This window comes from Klebsiella sp. CB_Kp196 (assembly GCF_040061575.1).
Taxonomy (GTDB): domain Bacteria; phylum Pseudomonadota; class Gammaproteobacteria; order Enterobacterales; family Enterobacteriaceae; genus Klebsiella; species Klebsiella michiganensis.
In genome coordinates this window covers 1-18,248 of record NZ_JBEAFH010000047.1, presented here as the reverse complement: position 1 = coordinate 18,248, position 18,248 = coordinate 1, and the positions used below count along the sequence as shown (strand labels likewise).

At 56.2% G+C, this 18,248-nt stretch carries 14 protein-coding genes; 5 read left to right on the top strand and 9 right to left on the bottom strand.

What is annotated here, in order from left to right:
• Positions 1–66: 66 nt before the first annotated feature.
• A complete protein-coding gene (gene yccA / locus ABLU87_RS15385; protein WP_004100829.1) occupies positions 67–726 on the top strand; it encodes an FtsH protease modulator YccA in 660 nt (219 codons plus the stop codon).
• Between the two features lie 88 nt (positions 727–814).
• Positions 815–1,144 (top strand): sulfurtransferase TusE, encoded by a 330-nt coding sequence (gene tusE, locus ABLU87_RS15380; RefSeq protein WP_004849563.1) that lies wholly within the window; start codon positions 815–817, stop codon positions 1,142–1,144.
• On the opposite strand, the gene yccX is transcribed toward tusE, so the two are convergent.
• The 3 genes from yccX to ABLU87_RS15365 are packed head-to-tail and all read right to left on the bottom strand — an operon-like array spanning position 1,141 to position 2,831.
• Entirely contained in the window at positions 1,141–1,422 is a 282-nt protein-coding gene (gene yccX / locus ABLU87_RS15375) for an acylphosphatase (protein WP_004849561.1), read from the bottom strand. The two genes, tusE and yccX, sit on opposite strands and share 4 nt — an antisense overlap.
• A 49-nt stretch (positions 1,423–1,471) precedes the next feature.
• Positions 1,472–2,260, bottom strand: coding sequence for a helix-turn-helix domain-containing protein (locus ABLU87_RS15370; RefSeq protein WP_014837988.1), 789 nt, complete (start codon positions 2,258–2,260; stop codon positions 1,472–1,474).
• Positions 2,261–2,276: 16 nt separating this feature from the next.
• Entirely contained in the window at positions 2,277–2,831 is a 555-nt protein-coding gene (locus tag ABLU87_RS15365; protein ID WP_014228676.1) for a YbhB/YbcL family Raf kinase inhibitor-like protein, read from the bottom strand.
• Positions 2,832–3,022: 191 nt separating this feature from the next.
• Between ABLU87_RS15365 and rlmI the strand changes: the two genes are divergently transcribed.
• The 3 genes from rlmI (at position 3,023) to ABLU87_RS15350 (ending at position 5,763) form a co-directional block, all read left to right on the top strand.
• Positions 3,023–4,225, top strand: coding sequence for a 23S rRNA (cytosine(1962)-C(5))-methyltransferase RlmI (rlmI, locus tag ABLU87_RS15360; protein WP_009651924.1), 1,203 nt, complete (start codon positions 3,023–3,025; stop codon positions 4,223–4,225).
• Between the two features lie 60 nt (positions 4,226–4,285).
• Positions 4,286–4,603 (top strand): heat shock protein HspQ, encoded by a 318-nt coding sequence (gene hspQ / locus ABLU87_RS15355; RefSeq protein WP_009651933.1) that lies wholly within the window; start codon positions 4,286–4,288, stop codon positions 4,601–4,603.
• 458 nt (positions 4,604–5,061) lie between these two features.
• Positions 5,062–5,763 carry a helix-turn-helix domain-containing protein gene (locus tag ABLU87_RS15350; RefSeq protein ID WP_032749730.1) on the top strand — a complete coding sequence of 234 codons (702 nt, stop codon included), beginning with the start codon at positions 5,062–5,064 and terminating at the stop codon, positions 5,761–5,763.
• A gap of 13 nt (positions 5,764–5,776) precedes the next feature.
• Here the strand turns inward: ABLU87_RS15350 and ABLU87_RS15345 are convergent, their stop codons facing one another.
• From ABLU87_RS15345 to ABLU87_RS15320, 6 genes are all read right to left on the bottom strand, one after another.
• The gene (locus tag ABLU87_RS15345) at positions 5,777–6,715 is read right to left on the bottom strand and encodes a peptidase (protein WP_048263197.1); all 939 of its coding nucleotides are present in this window, start codon (positions 6,713–6,715) and stop codon (positions 5,777–5,779) included.
• Between the two features lie 42 nt (positions 6,716–6,757).
• Positions 6,758–9,901 (bottom strand): glycosyltransferase, encoded by a 3,144-nt coding sequence (locus ABLU87_RS15340; protein ID WP_122116868.1) that lies wholly within the window; start codon positions 9,899–9,901, stop codon positions 6,758–6,760.
• 197 nt (positions 9,902–10,098) lie between these two features.
• On the bottom strand, positions 10,099–11,304 hold the full coding sequence (locus ABLU87_RS15335) for an HlyD family efflux transporter periplasmic adaptor subunit (protein WP_122116869.1): 1,206 nt from the start codon (positions 11,302–11,304) through the stop codon (positions 10,099–10,101).
• On the bottom strand, positions 11,301–13,448 hold the full coding sequence (locus ABLU87_RS15330) for a type I secretion system permease/ATPase (protein ID WP_122116870.1): 2,148 nt from the start codon (positions 13,446–13,448) through the stop codon (positions 11,301–11,303). Before ABLU87_RS15330 ends, ABLU87_RS15335 begins: the two co-directional genes overlap by 4 nt.
• A complete protein-coding gene (locus ABLU87_RS15325) occupies positions 13,445–14,881 on the bottom strand; it encodes a TolC family outer membrane protein (protein WP_025106164.1) in 1,437 nt (478 codons plus the stop codon). The genes ABLU87_RS15330 and ABLU87_RS15325 overlap by 4 nt, the downstream gene beginning before the upstream one ends.
• A gap of 167 nt (positions 14,882–15,048) precedes the next feature.
• Positions 15,049–18,248, bottom strand: a 3,200-nt coding sequence (locus tag ABLU87_RS15320; RefSeq protein WP_348866036.1) for a type I secretion C-terminal target domain-containing protein, incomplete at its 5' end; no start/stop codon positions are given.

Here is an 18,248-nt window from a genome sequence, read left to right as displayed (position 1 = left end):
TTAGGGCTTAGGCCCTGTTTTTTTTATGCTTCGTTATTAATTACATCTGTCATAAGAGAGTGACTCATGGATCGTATAATTACATCGTCGCGAGACCGTTCATCGCTACTTAGCACGCACAAAGTTCTGCGGAACACCTATTTCCTGCTTAGCCTGACGCTGGCATTTTCCGCTATTACGGCGACGGCCAGCACGGTGCTGATGCTGCCTTCTCCGGGTCTGATTCTGACGCTGGTCGGTATGTACGGCCTGATGTTCCTGACCTATAAAACCGCGAATAAGCCAACGGGTATCATTTCCGCGTTCGCCTTTACCGGTTTTCTGGGCTACATCCTGGGGCCAATGCTTAACGCCTACCTGTCTGCGGGTATGGGCGATCTGATTGGCCTGGCGCTGGGCGGTACCGCGCTGGTGTTCTTCTGCTGCTCGGCCTACGTACTGACCACCCGTAAAGATATGTCCTTCCTCGGCGGAATGCTGATGGCGGGAGTGGTGGTTGTGCTTATCGGTATGGTTGCCAACATTTTCCTGCAGCTGCCGGCCCTGCATCTGGCGATTAGCGCGGTGTTTATCCTGATCTCTTCAGGCGCCATTCTGTTTGAGACCAGCAACATCATCCGCGGCGGTGAAACCAACTACATCCGCGCGACCGTTAGCCTGTACGTCTCGCTGTACAACATCTTCGTCAGCCTGCTGAGCATCCTTGGCTTCGCCAGCAGAGACTAATCCTCTCCCCGTCTGTACTCAGGCCCCGCTTATGCGGGGCCTTATTTTTTGCTACACTGCCGCCATTTTCAGCGGTATGTGAAGAATCATGTTTATCTTTGAAGGCAATGAAATAGAGACCGATAGCGAAGGCTATCTGAAGGACACAACCCTGTGGAACGAAGCGATGGCGGCCGTTATCGCTGAGCAGGAGGGCATCAGCCTGTCCGTTGAGCATTGGGAAGTGGTGCGCTTTGTGCGCGACTTTTATCTGGAATTTAACACCTCACCGGCGATTCGTATGCTGGTGAAGGCCATGGCGAACAAGTTTGGCGAAGAGAAAGGCAACAGCCGCTATCTCTACCGCCTGTTCCCGAAAGGCCCGGCTAAGCAGGCGACAAAAATCGCCGGACTGCCTAAACCGGTTAAATGCATCTAATACAAAATGGCGAATTTCTGCCACTCTCTGGTGGGCTGATGGGGCTCGGTCAGAACCCTGTCCACCCGCGCGCTGCGCGGCCCACCGGCCTTCAGCCAGGCAATAAGTTTCTCCACCTGGTCCGGTTCTCCGCAGGCCAGAACCTCCACGCCGCCGTCGTCGAGATTGCGCGCGTATCCCGTTAATCCAAGCTGCAGCGCCTCGCGCTGGGTCGAATAGCGAAACCCGACGCCCTGAACGGAGCCGTATACCCACGCCATCGTGCAAACCGTTGCCATGTTCCCCCCTTTTCGGCCAATGACTCAATACAGAGGATAGCAAATTCCGTCAGCGTACATGCTTAGGTAATAATCCATAGTGCTGACGAAAACGGGCGCTAAAGCGCGAGCCTGACAGGTAGCCGCTGCTTTGCGCAATGTCGCCAATGGGTCGCGACGTCGACTGTAATTGCCCCAGCGCGTAGGCCATACGGACCTCTTCCACGATCTGGCGGAAGCTCCGGGACTCCTGCTGCAAACGACGGCGCAGCGTCGATTCGCCAAGAAAGAGCATTTTAGCCACTTTCGCCACGCTCCACGCTTCGGCAGGCGACAGCATAATAATTTGCCTGACCTGACCGGTTATGTCCTCGCGCCGCTCGTTGAGCAGCGGCCCGGCGTAGCCAGCCTGATACAGCGCCAGCAGCAATCCCATCGCCTGATGGTGCTGCAGCTCGGCGCTGAGCCCCTCCCGTACCGCCCGCAGGACGCTTTGCCACATAAACGACATTTCCGGCGCCAGCGGCGCGCAAAGCGACGTCAGACGACCGGTCTGCGGCTCGCTCATATAGCGGTGCTTAAAATCCGCCAGCAGTTCCGGCGTGAGAGAGAGCAGGTCGGAGCAAAACAGCCCGTTTTCCGGCTGATTAATCACCTCGAGCTCAACCTCGGCGGGCAAAATAATCAGCTGCTGCGGCGTTGCCAGCATCTCGCTGGCACCCTGCACAATGACCTTACTGCCGCGGTTTACCCGGCAGATCGCGGGCGAGAACAGCGTGACGCGGTGCAGTTTGCATAAACGACGGGTAGTGATTTCCGCCGCCGTTAACGCGTTATGGTGAAAATGGATGTTCCGCATCATGCCGCCCTTTTTATTATCTTCCGGCCAGCGCCGTTAACTGCGCGCTGGCGATAGCGTGGCTGTGTAACATAAATCCGACTAACGCCCCGCTGGCCTCGCCATCAATGGGCAACGTCGGGGTATCAAGCGCCCATACCGTAAAGCGGTAGCGATGCGGTTTATCTCCGGCGGGCGGACACGCGCCGCCAAAACCCGCATAGCCAAAGTCATTGCGCCCCTGTATCGCCCCGGCGGGCAGTTTAGCGTTATTTTTGTCTCCGGCGCCAGCGGCTAAGCCAGTCACCTGTTGGGCAATATTCACCACCGTCCAGTGCCACCAGCCGCTCCCGGTCGGCGCATCCGGATCGTAAGCGGTCACCGCGAAACTGCGGGTACCCGCCGGAGCATTTTTCCAGGCGATCTGCGGTGAAATATTGCCGCCGGTGCAGCCAAAACCGCCAAACCAGTGCGTCTGCGCCAGCGTCTGGCCGTCGCGCATATCCGCGCTGCTGACGCTAAACGGCGCGGCAATCACCGTCCCGCTCATAATAACCATCATCGCGGCTGCGACCTTCAATCCTGTTTTCATCGTATTTTCCTCCGTAAGGTGAGGAAATACTGTAAGATCCCGGCATGTTTTTTATTGTGCCAAAGCGCCTGCGTTTTGTGCCGAAACGCTCACTTGTCGATACCGGTGGAATGGTGCTTGCCTCAGCCACATGTGCTAATCTACGCGCCATTTTTTCGGTGCCGACATTCCCGTTGCTTAAAGGTAGCCCCATGACAGACTCCATTTTCCCCCGCTTAGTGTTAACCAAAGGACGCGAGAAATCCCTGCTGCGTCGCCATCCGTGGATCTTCTCCGGCGCCGTCGCCCGGATGGAAGGTAAGGCTCGTTCAGGTGAGACCATCGATATCGTTGATTCGCAGGGAAAATGGCTGGCCCGCGGCGCCTATTCGCCGTCTTCACAGATCCGCGCCCGCGTCTGGAGCTTCGATCGCAATGAAGCCATTGATAACGCCTTTTTCGAACGTCGCCTGCAGCAGGCGCAAACCTGGCGCGAGTGGCTGGCGGCCCGCGACGGGCTCGATAGCTATCGCCTGATAGCCGGTGAGTCCGACGGCCTGCCGGGCGTGACCATCGATCGTTTTGGCGACTTTTTTGTACTGCAGCTGCTGAGCGCCGGTGCCGAATACCAGCGGGCGTCGATTGTCAGCGCGCTGCAAACGCTGTTTCCGAACTGCGCTATCTACGATCGTAGCGACGTCGCGGTGCGTAAAAAAGAGGGGCTGGAGCTGGCGCAGGGGCCCGTTGTCGGCGAACTGCCGCCTGCCCTGCTGCCGATTACCGAGCACGGTATGCAGCTGCTGGTAGATATTCAGGGCGGCCACAAAACCGGCTATTACCTTGACCAGCGCGACAGCCGCCTGGCGACCCGTCGCTACGTCGCCGATAAGCGCGTGCTGAACTGCTTCTCCTATACCGGCGGTTTTGCCATATCCGCGCTGATGGGCGGCTGCCGTCAGGTTGTCAGCGTTGACACCTCGCAGGAGGCGCTGGACGTCGCAAAGCAGAACGTTGAGCTGAACAAGCTGGATCTGTCTAAAGCGGAGTTCATCCGCGACGACGTCTTCAAGCTGCTGCGGAAATATCGCGACGCCGGCGAAAAGTTTGACGTGATTGTGATGGATCCACCGAAGTTTGTTGAAAACAAAAGCCAGCTGATGGGCGCCTGCCGCGGCTATAAGGACATCAACATGCTGGCGATTCAGCTCCTGAATCCCGGCGGCGTCCTGCTGACCTTCTCCTGCTCCGGCCTGATGACCACCGATTTATTTCAGAAAATCATTGCCGATGCCGCCCTGGATGCCGGACGTGATGTACAATTTATAGAACAGTTCCGCCAGGCTGCCGACCACCCGGTGATAGCAACCTACCCCGAAGGACTGTATCTGAAAGGGTTTGCTTGCCGCATCATGTAACTTGAAAAGTGGAGAATCGGCCCGCATATAGCAGGTAATCATGTCTCCCAGGAGGTGCTTATGATAGCCAGCAAATTCGGTATCGGCCAACAAGTTCGCCACACGCTTTTGGGCTACCTGGGCGTGATCGTCGATGTCGATCCCGAGTACTCGCTCACGGAGCCGGAAGAGGATGAAATCGCCGCTAACGACGAACTGCGCCTTGCGCCCTGGTATCATGTGGTGATGGAAGACGATGATGGCCAGCCGATTCACACTTATCTCGCAGAAGCGCAGCTGAGCAGCGAGCCCAGCGACGAACATCCTGAACAGCCGTCGCTGGACGAACTGGCCAGAACCATTCGCCAGCAGCTGCAGGCGCCGCGATTGCGCAACTAGTCATTTGTGGGTTTTACGCCTGGATTCCGCCAGGTTTAAAACCCCGTTGGCTATTTTCATCTCCTCCTTGCCGCCGCGTATGCGGCAAATAGGATAAAAAATAAACGCCGCGCTTTTTTAGTTAATAAACACATATACCTATCTGACTCACTCCGCTTATCGCCGCGTTAAAAAATCAAAAACGAAGCGAGAAATTCCTCACGCGCAATAACATGACTTTTTGCGCAAAAAGACCAGCCGCAAAAAAAGATCTACCTGGCTTAAAAAAACAATAAAAAAAATCAATTTATATTGACTAATATGAATTACAGGTTTTAGATTACAAATCGTAATTTATAGCAGGAAAATAATCCTGGCAATGTTCGATAAGTTGCCAACAGAAAGCATATTATTGATTATTAGACGCGTACAATATCCATTCAATAATATTTTCAACTCATTGTTTTAAAAGGGTAACAATGAAGAGGAATAATCACTCGCTGCTCCGCGATGAAATTTTAAGCAAAGTCGTGAAACCCACCGATCATATTGAAAAATTGATTGAGATAATCGCTAAAGAGCATACGCCCTGCACCATCAGCAAAAAACGCAACATCAGCCTGACGCGGAATGGTGAAAGACAGTGCCTCATTTTATTCGACGGGAGCGTGGCGTTAAACCGCATAAGCGATGGGATGATCCTTAATGCTGAAAGCGCACCGTTTATTTTTGGCGCCAGCTGCCAGCTGGCATATACCCGCCATCTGTATGTTAAAACGAAAGAAACATCGCGCTTGCTTTTGATTCCACAACGTTTTTTTCATGAGCAGGTCGTCAAATATCATCTCTGGCAATCGCTGGCGATGCTGCAGGATTATAGTTCGGCCAAAGTCTATGCCCATTGCATGACGATATCACAACTCTCCGCATACGAAATTATACGTACCCATCTGCTCGAACTTATTGATGAACCAAATGCAATTAAGAATAACATCACCGCTGTGAATTATATTATGGACCACTCTTTTTTGTCCCGCAGCGGCATCATGCGGGTATTATCGAAGCTGAAGAGTGACGGCTATATCCATTTATCGCGCGGCATCCTGACGGATATTATTGATCTGCCGGAAAAGATGAACAGGCTTTATTCAAAATCCGGGCCCGCGCAGCCAGCAGAATGAGTATGCATACCGCTTATTTTTTATTCTGCGCCGTCGCGGCTAACGCCTGGCAAATCAGGCGACTGAACCGCCCGTCGCGCTGCTGCTGTTCACTCCAGCGGATATTGGGCAGCTTCATTTCACCAGAAATGCGCCGGCTGCTGAGCGCAAGCTGCTGAAAAAAAGGCGCCAGCATCGCGCCGCCGGGTACCGTCCGGGTTTGAAACACCGGGCTGCCGTCGACATAGCGATACGCCAGCGCGTTATCCGGCACTAGCGTGGCGGCAAACGCCTGCTGCGCATAGCTGGCCCAAAAGGTGGCCGCGCTATAGCCGCGAGAAACGTTGCTCTCGCAGGCAACCTCCCCGGATGAAGGCACAACTCTTTCCTGCGCGGGTCTGAAGGTATTTTCCATCCAGCGCGCCATACCTTCCAGGTACCATTTCTGTTTAAAAACCCCGTAGCCGTATTGATACAAATGGAATAATTCATGCGCTGGCGTAATGTTGCGCGCCGGCCGCAGCGCGGCGTTAAGGACAATTTTTAAGCCGCAGGGCAGCGCCGTTCCGTCACCCATGGTTTCTGCCGCCACCCGATCGAAGGCCAGGCCGTGACCTTTGGGGAGCGTCAGCAGGTAGATGTTGATCTGTCGGGCCTGGCGATAAATTTTCTGCTGCAGCGGCGAGCGCAGGCCCAGCAGCGAGGTGTAGAGATATTTCGCAGCCTGGAGCTGGCTCGCAATGTCTTTCACGACATCCGGCACGCCGTCGCCGGTACTATCCTGCGGATATTGCAGGGCGTCCCTACCCTGCAGGCTGTAGTAAATATGAAAGTCATCCACGACGTGCGCTTTTTCCAGGCGATGCGCATGAAGCAAAGAGCCGGGAACGCAGCGGGAAACCTGCACCACATCGCGCGCCAGCAGCGGCGAACAGCAGCAGGATGCCAGAAGGAGCGCGATGACTCGCCTCATCGCCACGCCTGAGGGCCGCGGGAATAAAAAAGGCGCTGACGGTTAGCCAACGTTAACCACCCGAGGACGCTTTTTTTCCAGCCCGTTTCCGCGCTCCGCGCCGGCATCCAGCTGACGCTCGCTTGTCTGCAGCCATGCCGCCCAGCGTCCGGCGATAGCGCTGCCGTAGTAGCGCTGGGCGTTGCGCAGCGCGGCCTGCTGCATACTTTGCTGCAGCGACTTGTCGGAGATAACGGCGATCAGCGCCGCCGCCAGGGCCTCCTCATCGCCGCAGGGCACCAGAATCCCCGCCTCCCTGTCCTGCAGGATGTCGCGCGGACCGTACTTAATGGCAAAGCTAATCAGCGGCGTACCGTAGGCCATCGCCTCCACGGCGGAGAGAGACTGCCCCTCCTGAGTCGAACAAAGTACCGCGCAGCAGGCCGTTTTATGCGCCTGCGCGATGTCGGAGGTGAAGCCGTTGATATGGATCGCCTTCTCCAGCCCCCACTCCGCCACCCGCGCGCTTAAGCTGCGCCGCAGCGGACCGACCCCGTAGGTGTGCAGCTGCGCATCGGGGATCGCCGTCAGCACTTTACGAAAGGCGTTCAGCAGCAAGGCATGCTGCTTCTCTTCCGAGTAGCGCGCCAGATAAATGACCGTCTGCGACGGCGCTTTCTGCGGGTTCGCCGGAATATTGCCGTTATCGAGATGATTGGGGATCACCGCCATCCGCGCGGCCGGGAAACCCTCCAGCTGCAGGTCCTGCCACTGCTCATCGGTGAGGACAATCAGCCGATCGACAAGCTCCGGCTGTTCGAGGATATGCCGGTAGGAGCTTTTCAGCGCGCCGTTAGACAGCTGATGATGGGAGTGAATAATCGCGCTCAGCGTACACCCCATGCGCTGTGCGGGCCGCGAGCAGACGAAGCTTTTCCACGTTTTATTTTTATCGACGATAAAATGCCAGCGCCCTTTTTCCGCCAGCTGGGTTTCCAGCATCCACGCATAAAACGCCTCTTCCTGAGCAAAGCGTTTGACTTCGCCGCCCGCCAGGGCAATTTCAAGATGGCTTAGCTGCACGTTGCCCTTTTTCTCGTCAAAGCTTTTGCGCAGCAGAATATTACCGGCGCTATCAATGTAGTCTTCGATGATTCTCCCCTGCGGACGCAGCAGGAAGTTGTGTTTACCCACCGCGACATCCGCGCCGGGATTGACGGCATGCCTGAGCTCGATATTGCCCACCAGCGGCGCCAGCGCAGCGATCGCGTTCATCTCAAAGCAATCGCTGAGCCACTCATAGAGGTTATAAACCGGCACCTCTTCGGGCAGCGCGCCGCGTGCTTTCAGCGCCCGCACCGCTCTGGACAATTCGGGATTCCACGTCGCGGTAACTATCCAGGGCACGGTGCGCAAATGTTCGGTAAAGAGCTTCGCCCGCCGCATGGCCGCCACCTCAATACCGTTGCCGACGTCGCGCAGCGTCTCCAGCAGAAAAACGGGGATCGCGTTATTCGAAGGCGGCGCGTCGTCCTGCGGGAGCAGCGGCTTTTTTGCCGCTAAATGGTATTTCTGATAGGCGATAAAGCCGGAAAGGTAGTGCTCGACGTCATCGATACGCACGCGGTAGCTGTGGTGGCGAATAAAGAAGCTGTTGACGATCCGTGCGGGATTTTTAAAGAACATCGCCAGCTCAGGCCAGAAGAAGCCGTTCAGCAAATAGCGCGCCCGAACTTCCAGCGCCTGCCAGAACTTCTGCTGGTCAAAATCCGCCAGCAGATGGCGATGCTCGGGCGAAGCGTCCAGACGGGTCACCATCTCAGACGCCGCCATCATTAATTCCAGCAGCGTGGGATAGGTGGTGACGCGATGCAGCACAAAATCAAGATGATCGCGCACGTTGTTCAGGCCAAAGCGAAAGTACTTCTCTTCCGGGCGAAAGCGGGTTAACTCATTAACGCAGTAGCTCAGCCAGTGGTCATGGTGCTGCCAGTGCTTATTTTTAATGAAATAGGCGAAGGCTTTTTCCACCATCTCCAGCCACTGCGGCGCTTTGGTCAGGCCATACAGGCGCATAAGGGCAAAAGCCGCTTCGCCATCGTAATAAATGATGCGGAATTTGGCTTTCAGCGACAGATCGTGGCTATTCAATACGTGAACAAACTGGCCGCTGAGCGGATCCTGCATAAAGGCGATGCCGGTCGCCAGCTGCGCCATCAGCGGCAGATATTGCCGGTCTCCGGTCGTTTCGGTGTATTTCACCAGCGCCAGGATACTTACCGCGTTACCGCCGAGCTTGATCTCATCGCCCACGTCGCAGAGAAACGCCGCCTCGCGGCCATCGTCCAGCGTCCTTACTTCAATCAGCGTGTTAACCAGGTACGCAATCGCGCGGTCTATCGCCTGACGAACCGACGGCTGACGGGTCGCTTCCCAGCCCTCGATCAGCGAATAGGTGGAGCTGGCGTGGCGCAGCGCGTTATAGGATCGGACCGGGCGGTCGAAACAGGGAAACCAGCCGTAATGGTAGAGGCCGTCTTGCTTTACCTGACGGGCAAGATAATCGGTGCCTTTTTTAATCACCTCGGCGAGGCACTCGTCCTGCCAGTTTTCCCCGATAACGCGATAGCCGGAACCTCGCCCGCTCTGCTCCATCACTTTTGTCCCAAAACGATCGCAGAAGATCCCCTGCGTTTTAAAGCGCCAGAGCGGCTGCTGCGGATCCTGCGGCCAGCTAAGCGTCTGTTTAAACCGCCGCCGGGCGTAGTTTTCCAGATTGACGCTATTCGGCGCCACGACGCCGTTATCGCCATCGTAGAGCAGCGCGTTGCCGGCAATTTCCTGCTCGAGCATTGCGCAATTAAACTGCGGGTCAAACGCGAGGCCAAAGCGAAAATAGTTACGCTTGGTGACCATGAATTTTTCATTGAGGGATTGCCAGCTGAGCTTTTCCACGCTGTCCACGACGTCAACCCGCAGCCACTGCGGTTCGCTGTCCTGTTTTTTACGCCACTCCTGCAGCGCCCTGGCCCCCGCCAGCCACGCGAGATCGAAGCTGGTACCGCGAGAAATATGCATATGCGCGCGTGATTGGCCATCGCTGACGCTAAAGAAGATTACCCATGCCGGATAGTCAGAGGGCAATACGGTGGATTTTAATTTTTTCGCCTGAAAGCAGGCTTGTTGCAGTAAATCACTTAGCGCCATCTTCCCCTCTCCGTTTATTCAAGAATGCGTTGAATGTTTAAAAATTATTATCAGAGACTGCAAACAAACCCATTTTAGATATTGCGCCGATGGCTCGTCCCGGCACACTCCCCGGAGGCGGCGCTCAACGCGTCTTGTCCGGGCTGGCGGACCGCAAACGGCGATGGCCCGTAGCCGATAAGAAGCTCGCCCGTTGATTAACGTTCCCTTAAGGCTTCTTTTGCCCGATTAAACGGTTTGACCAAATAATCCATGACCGTTTTTTCGCCGGTCTTAATATCAACGGTGGCAATCATTCCCGGGCCAATTAAAAAACGCTTGCCGCTTTTATTTTCCAGGTAATCATAGTCAGTGCGAATAAACACCCGATAGTAGTAAACATCCGGTTTAGCTTCATCCTGAGTGGTATCCGGCGATATGGTTTCCACCACGCCGTTCAGCGCGCCATAGATGGCATAATCATAGGCGGTAATTTTCACCAGCGCCTGCTGGTCAGGATGAATAAAAGCGATATCACGAGGTGAAATCCGCGCTTCGATTAATAACCGGCCATCGACCGGAACAATTTCCATCAGCTCGCCGTTGGGCGCAATAACCCCACCAATCGTATTGACCTTAATATTTTTAACGATCCCCTGCACCGGCGAACGGACGGTTAAGCGCGTGACCGAATCGGCGCGCCCCTTTATCACTTCCGCCAGGCTGGCCACGTCGGCATTGGCTTTTGACAGCTGTTCACGCGCGTCAACAAAATAGCGGGTATTGAGATCGATCTTTTTAAAACTAATATCCGCGACCTGCTGCCGAAGACGCAGCACTTCGACATTGCTCGCCGCCCCGGTTTTCGCCAGCCTTTCGGTGATGGCCAGTTCGCTATTCACCAGTTTTAACGACTCATCCAGCTGGCGCGTCGATTTGCTCAGCTGCTCTTTGCGGCTATGGTAAAGACGCATCTCCTCCGCCAGCAGCGCGGGCCAGGCTTTCAGGGAGTCGGGAAACGCCAGCGGCTGATTGTTCACCTCGGCGGTTAAGCGAATGCTCGCCGCCAGCGAGGCGCGATATTTCGCCTGGCTTTCGCCGACGTTAGATTCGCTGCGGGTGGGATCGAGGCGCGCCACAACCTGTCCGGCTTGTACCTTGCTGCCTTCCCGTACGTTCAGCTCGGTTAAAATACCGCCGTCGAGGGTTTGTATCACCTGCTCCCGCGAGCTGGGGATCACTTTTCCGGTACCGGTTGAAACTTCGTCCAGTACCGCGAACCATGCCCAGATGCCGCCCACCAGCAGCATAACGGCCAGCAGGAGAATCAGCCGCCGCGATTTAACAATTTTCGCCTCGTCTTCTTCGCTATCCGGCAGCAGCGCCACCGGGTCGTGATCGGCCATCAGGGGGATTTTACTCATATGTTCACCACCTGCCCGCGGGCTTTCTCTTGCTCAAAAACCGTTGCTTTGGGTTTATCCAGCGCCAGCTGCCCGTCCTGCATAACCAGGATCCGATCGACGATATTAAGCACCGCAGCTTTATGCGTGGCGATGATCATCGTTCGCTCGCCGGCCCACTGCGCCAGCTGTTCCACAAAGGCCTTTTCCGTTCGCTCGTCGAAAAACGAGGTCGGTTCATCGAGCAGGATAATGTTCGGATCGCGCAGCAGCGTCCTGGCCAGCAGCAGCGACTGCCGCTGGCCGCCTGAAAGCCCCAGCCCGCCTTCCATAATGACGTGTTCAAGACCGAGGGGCAGTTTGCGCACAAACTCCAGCGCGCCGCACAGGGTAAGCACCGAGAAGATTTCATCATCCGTCGCCGCCGGTCGCCCGAGGATCAGGTTCTCACGCAGGGTGCCGTGGAACAGCCGCGCCTCCTGGGTCAGCAAGGTGGCGTTGCGGCGAATATCCGCGAGGTCGATCTGCGGCAAGCTTAAATCATCCAGCCGCAGCTCGCCCGAAACCAGCTCGACGTTGCCCATCATCGCCTGCAGCAGGGTCGATTTACCGGCGCCGATTCGCCCAAGGATGGCGATTCTCTCGCCGGCTTTAATGGATAACTGGTTGATACGCAGCGGGATCGCGGCATCGTTAAGGCCGTAGCGGAATTCCGCCTGCCGGAACTCGTAGTTGCCGTGCAGCACGGCGCGGTGAACCCGGGTTTCGTCCTGCCCCCCTTCGACCGGCAGCGCCATCAGGTTATCAAGGCTGGCCTTCGCCGTTTTCACCTGCTGCCAGCGAGCGAGTACGCCGCACAGCGCGGTCATCGGCGCCACCATGCGGGTCGAGAGCATTGATGCCGCCACCATCGCCCCGGTGGTGATGTCGCCATTAATCACCAGCGGCGCGCCGACCACCACCACCGTGGCATAGAGCAGGTTTTGCACCGACATTCCCCAGCTGACCAGGCCGTGGGTGAGCCTGCGCGTTTTGACCCCCGACTCGGCGGTAATGGCAATATAGCTATTCCACTGATGCAAAAAGCGGCTTTCCGCCTGCATCATTTTGATGTCCTGCAACCCCTGAATGCTTTCCACCAGAATGGCGTTACGCAAGGTATTTTCATGCTGGTTTTTATTGGCCAGCGCCGCGAGCTTGCGCTGCAGCAGCAGGCCGGGCAGGATCATCAGAATCGTCGCCACCGGCGCAATCCAGCTTAGCCACGGCGAGACGATAAACAGCACCACCTGAAACAGCAAAAAGAACGGTAAATCCGCCACGATGGTCATCATCGTTGAGGTCATCATTTCGCGCACCTGCTCCAGCTCGCGGATTTGCGAAATAAAGCTCCCCGTCGAGCGCGGTACCGCGCTGTTTTTCAGGCGCAGCGCGTGGCCGAAGACCCGGTCAGAAACGCGAATATCCCCGCGTTTGCCGAGCAGATCCGTGACGTGCCCGCGCATAATTTTCAGCACAAAAGCAAATACTGCCGCCAGCAATACGCCGCTGAACAGGACATAAAGAGTGGGATAAGACTGCGCCGGGATCACCCGATCGTAAACCTGCATCGAAAACAGAATACCGCTCAGCGCAAGAACGTTTATGGCAAAAGACGCCAGCATCACGTGCAGATAGGGGCGAATATCTTTCAGCACAATTTTGCGCAGCCAGTCCGGCTGAAAGCGGGCCAGGTAGCTCTCGGTGCGAATATCCCTTTCCGGCGCTGACGGGCGAAACGCAATGGTCTTTTCAATTTCCGGCAGCAGGGTTTCCAGCGGGCAGTAGCTGAGCAGCGCGAGCTCCTTCACAAACCGCACCCCGACGGCGTTATTAACGTCAAAGCTTTCGAGCACGGCGACTTGCCCGTCGCGCAGCTGGACGACCAGCGGTAGCCGCCAGGCCGACATTTTCTCATCGCCCGGAGATAAAAACTGGCAGTTTAGCCCGGCGTGGCGCGCCAGGTGCCGGAGCGCCTCCGGCAGGGTTTTCTGCGTCGCCCACTCGGCGGCGGCATGCAGCGTGCCGGGAGAAAAGCTTTGTCGATAGTGGTTGGCAATAAAAGCAATCGCATTAGACCAATCGAGCAAATGCGGTATCCCGGCGCGTTCGTTTTGTGAGGTCATGGGCGGATCTCCACGCCCTGGATATTTTGCTTTTCCAGTGCGAACACCGAGCGCATCTTGCCGGTGCTGAACAGGCAGTCCAGCTCCAGCGAACGCAGTTGTGATTCCGTCAGGACCTGGCTAAATCTGGCCTGGTAAATTTCCTGATCGACGTTGAGCAGATCCAGCAGCGGCCGCGAGCCGAGCTGAAGATACTGATCCTGATACAGCGCCCGGGTTTGCTCACCCAGCTGCTGCTGACGTTTCTGAATCCCCAGCGACTGGGCAAGATTAACCGCTTCATCGCGAGAGGCGTTCAGCTTCTGGCTGGCGTCCAGCTGGGCGGTTTTGATCGCCGCATTCGCCGCCGCCAGACTTTGCTGGGCGGCGTCGCGGGAGGCGGTCATCGCACCGCCCTGATAGATGGGCATTTGCACTTTCACCCAGGCGGAGTATTGCGTTTTATTCAGTACCGCGCTGTTGGCGTAGTTATCGTTGAGGTAATGGGTGACTTCCGGCTCAAGGGAAATCGTCGGCAGCATTTGCGCGTTGGCGTTATCCAGCTGAGCCTGAGCCTGGCCGGCCTGGGCCAGCGCCGCTAATACCGCCGGAACAGAGCGGTAATCGATTTTGGATACCGCGCAGGCGGCGTCCATCCCCTGCGGAAGGTCATCCGTCACCGTGGCAATGCCGCCGATGCCGATATAGGTCGCGAGCGTGGCTTTCCAGCGCTGAAGGGCCGCCTGATATTGCAGGAGCGTAGATTGCGCGCCCTCCACGCGGGTATCGGTCTGCACAACGTCCGATAATGATGACGCCCCCGCATCGTTGCGCTGGCGAATAAGATCGCCAATCTGTTTAAGCGAATTGACCTGCGCTTTAGCGATGTCGACCAGCTTTTGATAGCCCTGCACCTGCACTACCGCCGCGGCGGTGTCGTGAGCGACCTGGTCGATATTCAGCATGACGGTGGCCTGCTGCTGGGCCACGCCGGAGTCGGCGGCCCTGACCGAACTGGACACTTTGCCGAAGTCGTAAAGCATTTGCGATACCGAGACGACCAGCGATGGCGTATATCCGGCATCAGAATAAGTATTACTATAACCATTATTCATACCCGCACTAATTTGCGGGTAATATTTGGCTTTCGCCACGTCAACTTTCTGCGCCATTTCCTGGAGTTTGCTGACCTCCTGGGTAATCGCCGGATGCCAGTTGACCGCATTTTTTACCGCTTTTTTAATATCCAGCGGGCCGGATATTCGGGTCTGGCTATTAATAATCTCTTCATTGTACCCCGCGACCTGTTGGCTATCGGTTAAACGCTGGCTGCTAATATCATTCGGCATTAAGTATGAATTTTCCGCATGACCTGAAAACGGCGGATTCAAAGCAATAAAGAGAGCGGTATAGCCGCAGGTTATGACATTCCTTTTTTGTTTAAATAGACGCATCAAATTTACCCTTCAGAATTCACGCACTGAAAAAACGGATATAATAATTTCCGCATCATTATTTTTATTAAATAACGGTCTGCTATCTCCCGGATCGCTGCCCGATTCATTCCTCCGCAATAAATAATCTGGACGGCACTTCCGTGTGCCGTTCGCTATAACGCCGATTAGTTGGAGTTATTTGTATCAAACAGCTCGTTGAGCGAATTGATATGCACCCCTTCCAGCGTAATTAAGGTTGTTGATTGATGGTCACCGGCCCCGCCGTCGCGGTCGATGGATACCACCGTGTTATTGCCAACGTAGCTCAGGGTCACATAGTTGCCCAAACTGCTGCTGTTCCCATCCCAGTCAACCAGCAGCGCCGACACATCGATATGATCCCCTTGCGCAACCGAGAAATCCTTCCAGGTATCGCTGCCGTTGCCGCCGGTATTGTCATCGGCCAGCAGGTTGTAAACCACCGTGTCGGCCCCGATACCCAGGGTGAAGGTATCGTCATAAGCGGTGCTGTGGATATCGTCGCCGTTCACGCTGCCGGTAATCTGCGGATGCAGATCGATGGTCAGCGTCGCCGCGGAAGAAACGCCATTGCTGTCGTTTACCGTGTAGGCGAAGACCTCCTTGTGCGTGATTGTCGACACATCCATCCCTGCCTTCAGACTGTAGGTATAAGAACCATTATTCGCCATCGTCAGGGTGCCATAGTCACCGTAAATTGTGACGCTGCTTCCGGTTACTGCGCTACCGTTGCTGGTGGTGATACTGCCATTACTGTTGAAGGTCCAGGATTCGGCACTGCCAGAGGAAGTATGTCCGGCGACGGTGTATGAGGCATACAGCACGCCATGGAAATCTTCCGTACCGCCCGAGTTGTTTCCGTTCTGGATATTCCCGCTGACGTTGGTTCCTGCCACCGTATAATGCGTTGCGGTATCGAACGTTGTACCGGTGATAGAAGCTCCAACCGTATAATTCGGCGCTGGCGTTAAGAAAGAATCCAGAGTGGCGGTGGCTTTCGAAGCCAGGACCATCTCGTAATTTCCTTCGCTCAATGCCACACCCGTTAGCGTTAGCGTATCCGTAGCGCTAGCTGTTGCGCCGATAATCGTGGTCAGATTTTCTGTCGGTACCCCCTGCCACACCAGAACCTTACTGCCGTCGCCGAGCACATGATAAATACTGACCGTGCTGTCAATCCTGACGGTATTGACCACCGAGCCACTTGCGGTGTAGTTCACATTCACCGAGAGGGTATCCATTTCGCGATCGGCCCCCACGCTAAAGCTAATCGACTTACTCGCTGATACTCCGCCCGTTGTCGACTTACCGCTTGTGTTCAGCCCCGCGGTGTCAATCGCCGGAACATTCACCGTTGCCAGCGCCGTTGCCACGTTCAGCGCAACGACATCATTCACCGCCAGCGAAGCCGGGCTGTCGATATCGATCGTCAGCGTCGTGCTCGCCGTGTGGCCCAGACTGTCGGTTATGGTGTAGGTAAAGACCTCCGATTGGCCGACGCTATTCACTCCGCCGTACGGCTGATAGGTATAGCTACCGTCGCTATGGATGGTCAGCGATCCCCAGGCACCGGCTATCGTCGTTCCGCTGCTGGTGACCGATACCGGATCGGCGTCGGTCACCGAGGTGGCGGTGACGCTCGTCACCTTAATATTTACCCCGGTGTCCGCCACATCGCCGTCGCCATCGCTTTGCAGGACGTTCCCCGTCAGGCTGTCGGTGTGATAGCCCTCAGAGTCGGTGACCGACACGTTGACAAAGGTGCCCAGGTTCAGGTCCAGCAGCGCGCCCAACAGACCGCCGGTATTCGGTGAAGAGACCACCGCTGTGTACGACCCTGAAGGTAACATTGAGGACCAGCCGCCGCCGCTATAGCCCAGGCTGAGACCCAGTCCATTAACATTAATGTTGACGGCGTTGGTCAGAACCTGCACCACTTCGCCGGTCGCCTTATCGACGATAGAGAGATCCGCCGTAAAGGACGATGCGCCACCCAGCAGGCTCAGCAACGTGCTCAGGGCCGCGCCCAGGCTCAGGCCGGTGGTCCCAGAGACAGCGAGCAGCACTTTTTCGTTTGCCCCCGCGGCGACGTCAAAGTCAAAACTATTGCCGTTGAGTAAGCCAACGTTGACGGAACCAAGTAACGAGACGCCGACAAGTTGGCCAACGGTACCGCTTTCTCCGTTGAGGGTATCGAACGTCGCGGTCAGATCTGTTTCCTGAGCATCCGGATTGGCCTGCGCCGGTTCGATGTTGCCGCCGATATTAATCGTCAGGTTAGTCGTCGAGGTATTGCCCGCTTCATCGGTAATGGTATAGCTAAAGACATCCGATTGACCGATAGCGGCCCCGCCTTTGGTCAACTGGTAGCTATAGCTGCCATCAGAGTGAATCGTCAGTACCCCATAAGCCCCGGTGATATTGACGCCAGCGCTGGTCACGTTAACCGGGGTCGATCCGTCGACGGAGTCAGATACCGCGCTGGTGACCGAGATGCCCTGACCGCTATCCTGCATATCGCCGCTGGCTGTGGTATCCAGCACGTTACCTTCAATGGCGCCGACGCTGTAGCCAACGGAATCCGTCACGTCCACGTTGACGAAGCTTGCCACCTGGGCCGCCGCCAGCGCGTTGATCAACGATACCAGGGGGCCGTTACTTTCCGGCGCAGAGATAACCATGGTGTAGTCGCCCGCCGGCAGATTGGCGAAGGAGACCGTGCCGTTATAGGAGAGCCCGCCAAGCAGGCTCGCCGAGATAGAGACGCTGTTTTCCGCAATCGCCACGACTTCGCCGGTGGCCGTATTCACCACCGACAGATCGGCCGTCAGGGTATTTCCTGCTCCCAGCAGGTTGACGATAGTGGTCAGCAATCCGCTCGCCGTCAGCAGCGAGTTGCCGTTCACCGATACCGTCATATCCTCAACGGTTCCGGAACCCACGCTAAAGCGCAGATTATTGCCCGACAGCAGCGAGACATCGACGGTGCTGAGTAACGTCAGGCCAACCAGTTGACCGCTGGTACCGCTGACGTTGTTCAGGTTACCTTCCAGCGCGACAACGTCCGGGCTGTTGCTATCGGGGATGGCCTCGATATCGCTGTCGGAATCCGAGTCGCTGTCGGAGTCCGAATCGCTGTCGGAATCCGAGTCACTGTCAGAATCCGAATCACTGTCAGAATCCGAATCGCTGTCGGAGTCAGAGTCGCTGTCGGAGTCCGAATCGCTGTCGGAATCCGAGTCACTGTCAGAATCCGAATCACTGTCAGAATCCGAATCGCTGTCGGAGTCAGAGTCGCTGTCGGAGTCCGAATCGCTGTCGGAATCCGAGTCACTGTCAGAATCCG

Coding starts and splice junctions, on each gene's coding strand:
- ABLU87_RS15350 (WP_032749730.1), top strand. CDS start 5,062: ATGAAGAGGAATAATCACTCGCTGCTCCGCGATGAAATTTTAAGCAAA.
- hspQ (WP_009651933.1), top strand. CDS start 4,286: ATGATAGCCAGCAAATTCGGTATCGGCCAACAAGTTCGCCACACGCTT.
- yccX (WP_004849561.1), bottom strand. CDS start 1,422: ATGGCAACGGTTTGCACGATGGCGTGGGTATACGGCTCCGTTCAGGGC.
- ABLU87_RS15345 (WP_048263197.1), bottom strand. CDS start 6,715: ATGAGGCGAGTCATCGCGCTCCTTCTGGCATCCTGCTGCTGTTCGCCG.
- yccA (WP_004100829.1), top strand. CDS start 67: ATGGATCGTATAATTACATCGTCGCGAGACCGTTCATCGCTACTTAGC.
- ABLU87_RS15335 (WP_122116869.1), bottom strand. CDS start 11,304: ATGAGTAAAATCCCCCTGATGGCCGATCACGACCCGGTGGCGCTGCTG.
- ABLU87_RS15325 (WP_025106164.1), bottom strand. CDS start 14,881: ATGCGTCTATTTAAACAAAAAAGGAATGTCATAACCTGCGGCTATACC.
- ABLU87_RS15365 (WP_014228676.1), bottom strand. CDS start 2,831: ATGAAAACAGGATTGAAGGTCGCAGCCGCGATGATGGTTATTATGAGC.
- rlmI (WP_009651924.1), top strand. CDS start 3,023: ATGACAGACTCCATTTTCCCCCGCTTAGTGTTAACCAAAGGACGCGAG.
- tusE (WP_004849563.1), top strand. CDS start 815: ATGTTTATCTTTGAAGGCAATGAAATAGAGACCGATAGCGAAGGCTAT.
- ABLU87_RS15330 (WP_122116870.1), bottom strand. CDS start 13,448: ATGACCTCACAAAACGAACGCGCCGGGATACCGCATTTGCTCGATTGG.
- ABLU87_RS15370 (WP_014837988.1), bottom strand. CDS start 2,260: ATGCGGAACATCCATTTTCACCATAACGCGTTAACGGCGGCGGAAATC.
- ABLU87_RS15340 (WP_122116868.1), bottom strand. CDS start 9,901: ATGGCGCTAAGTGATTTACTGCAACAAGCCTGCTTTCAGGCGAAAAAA.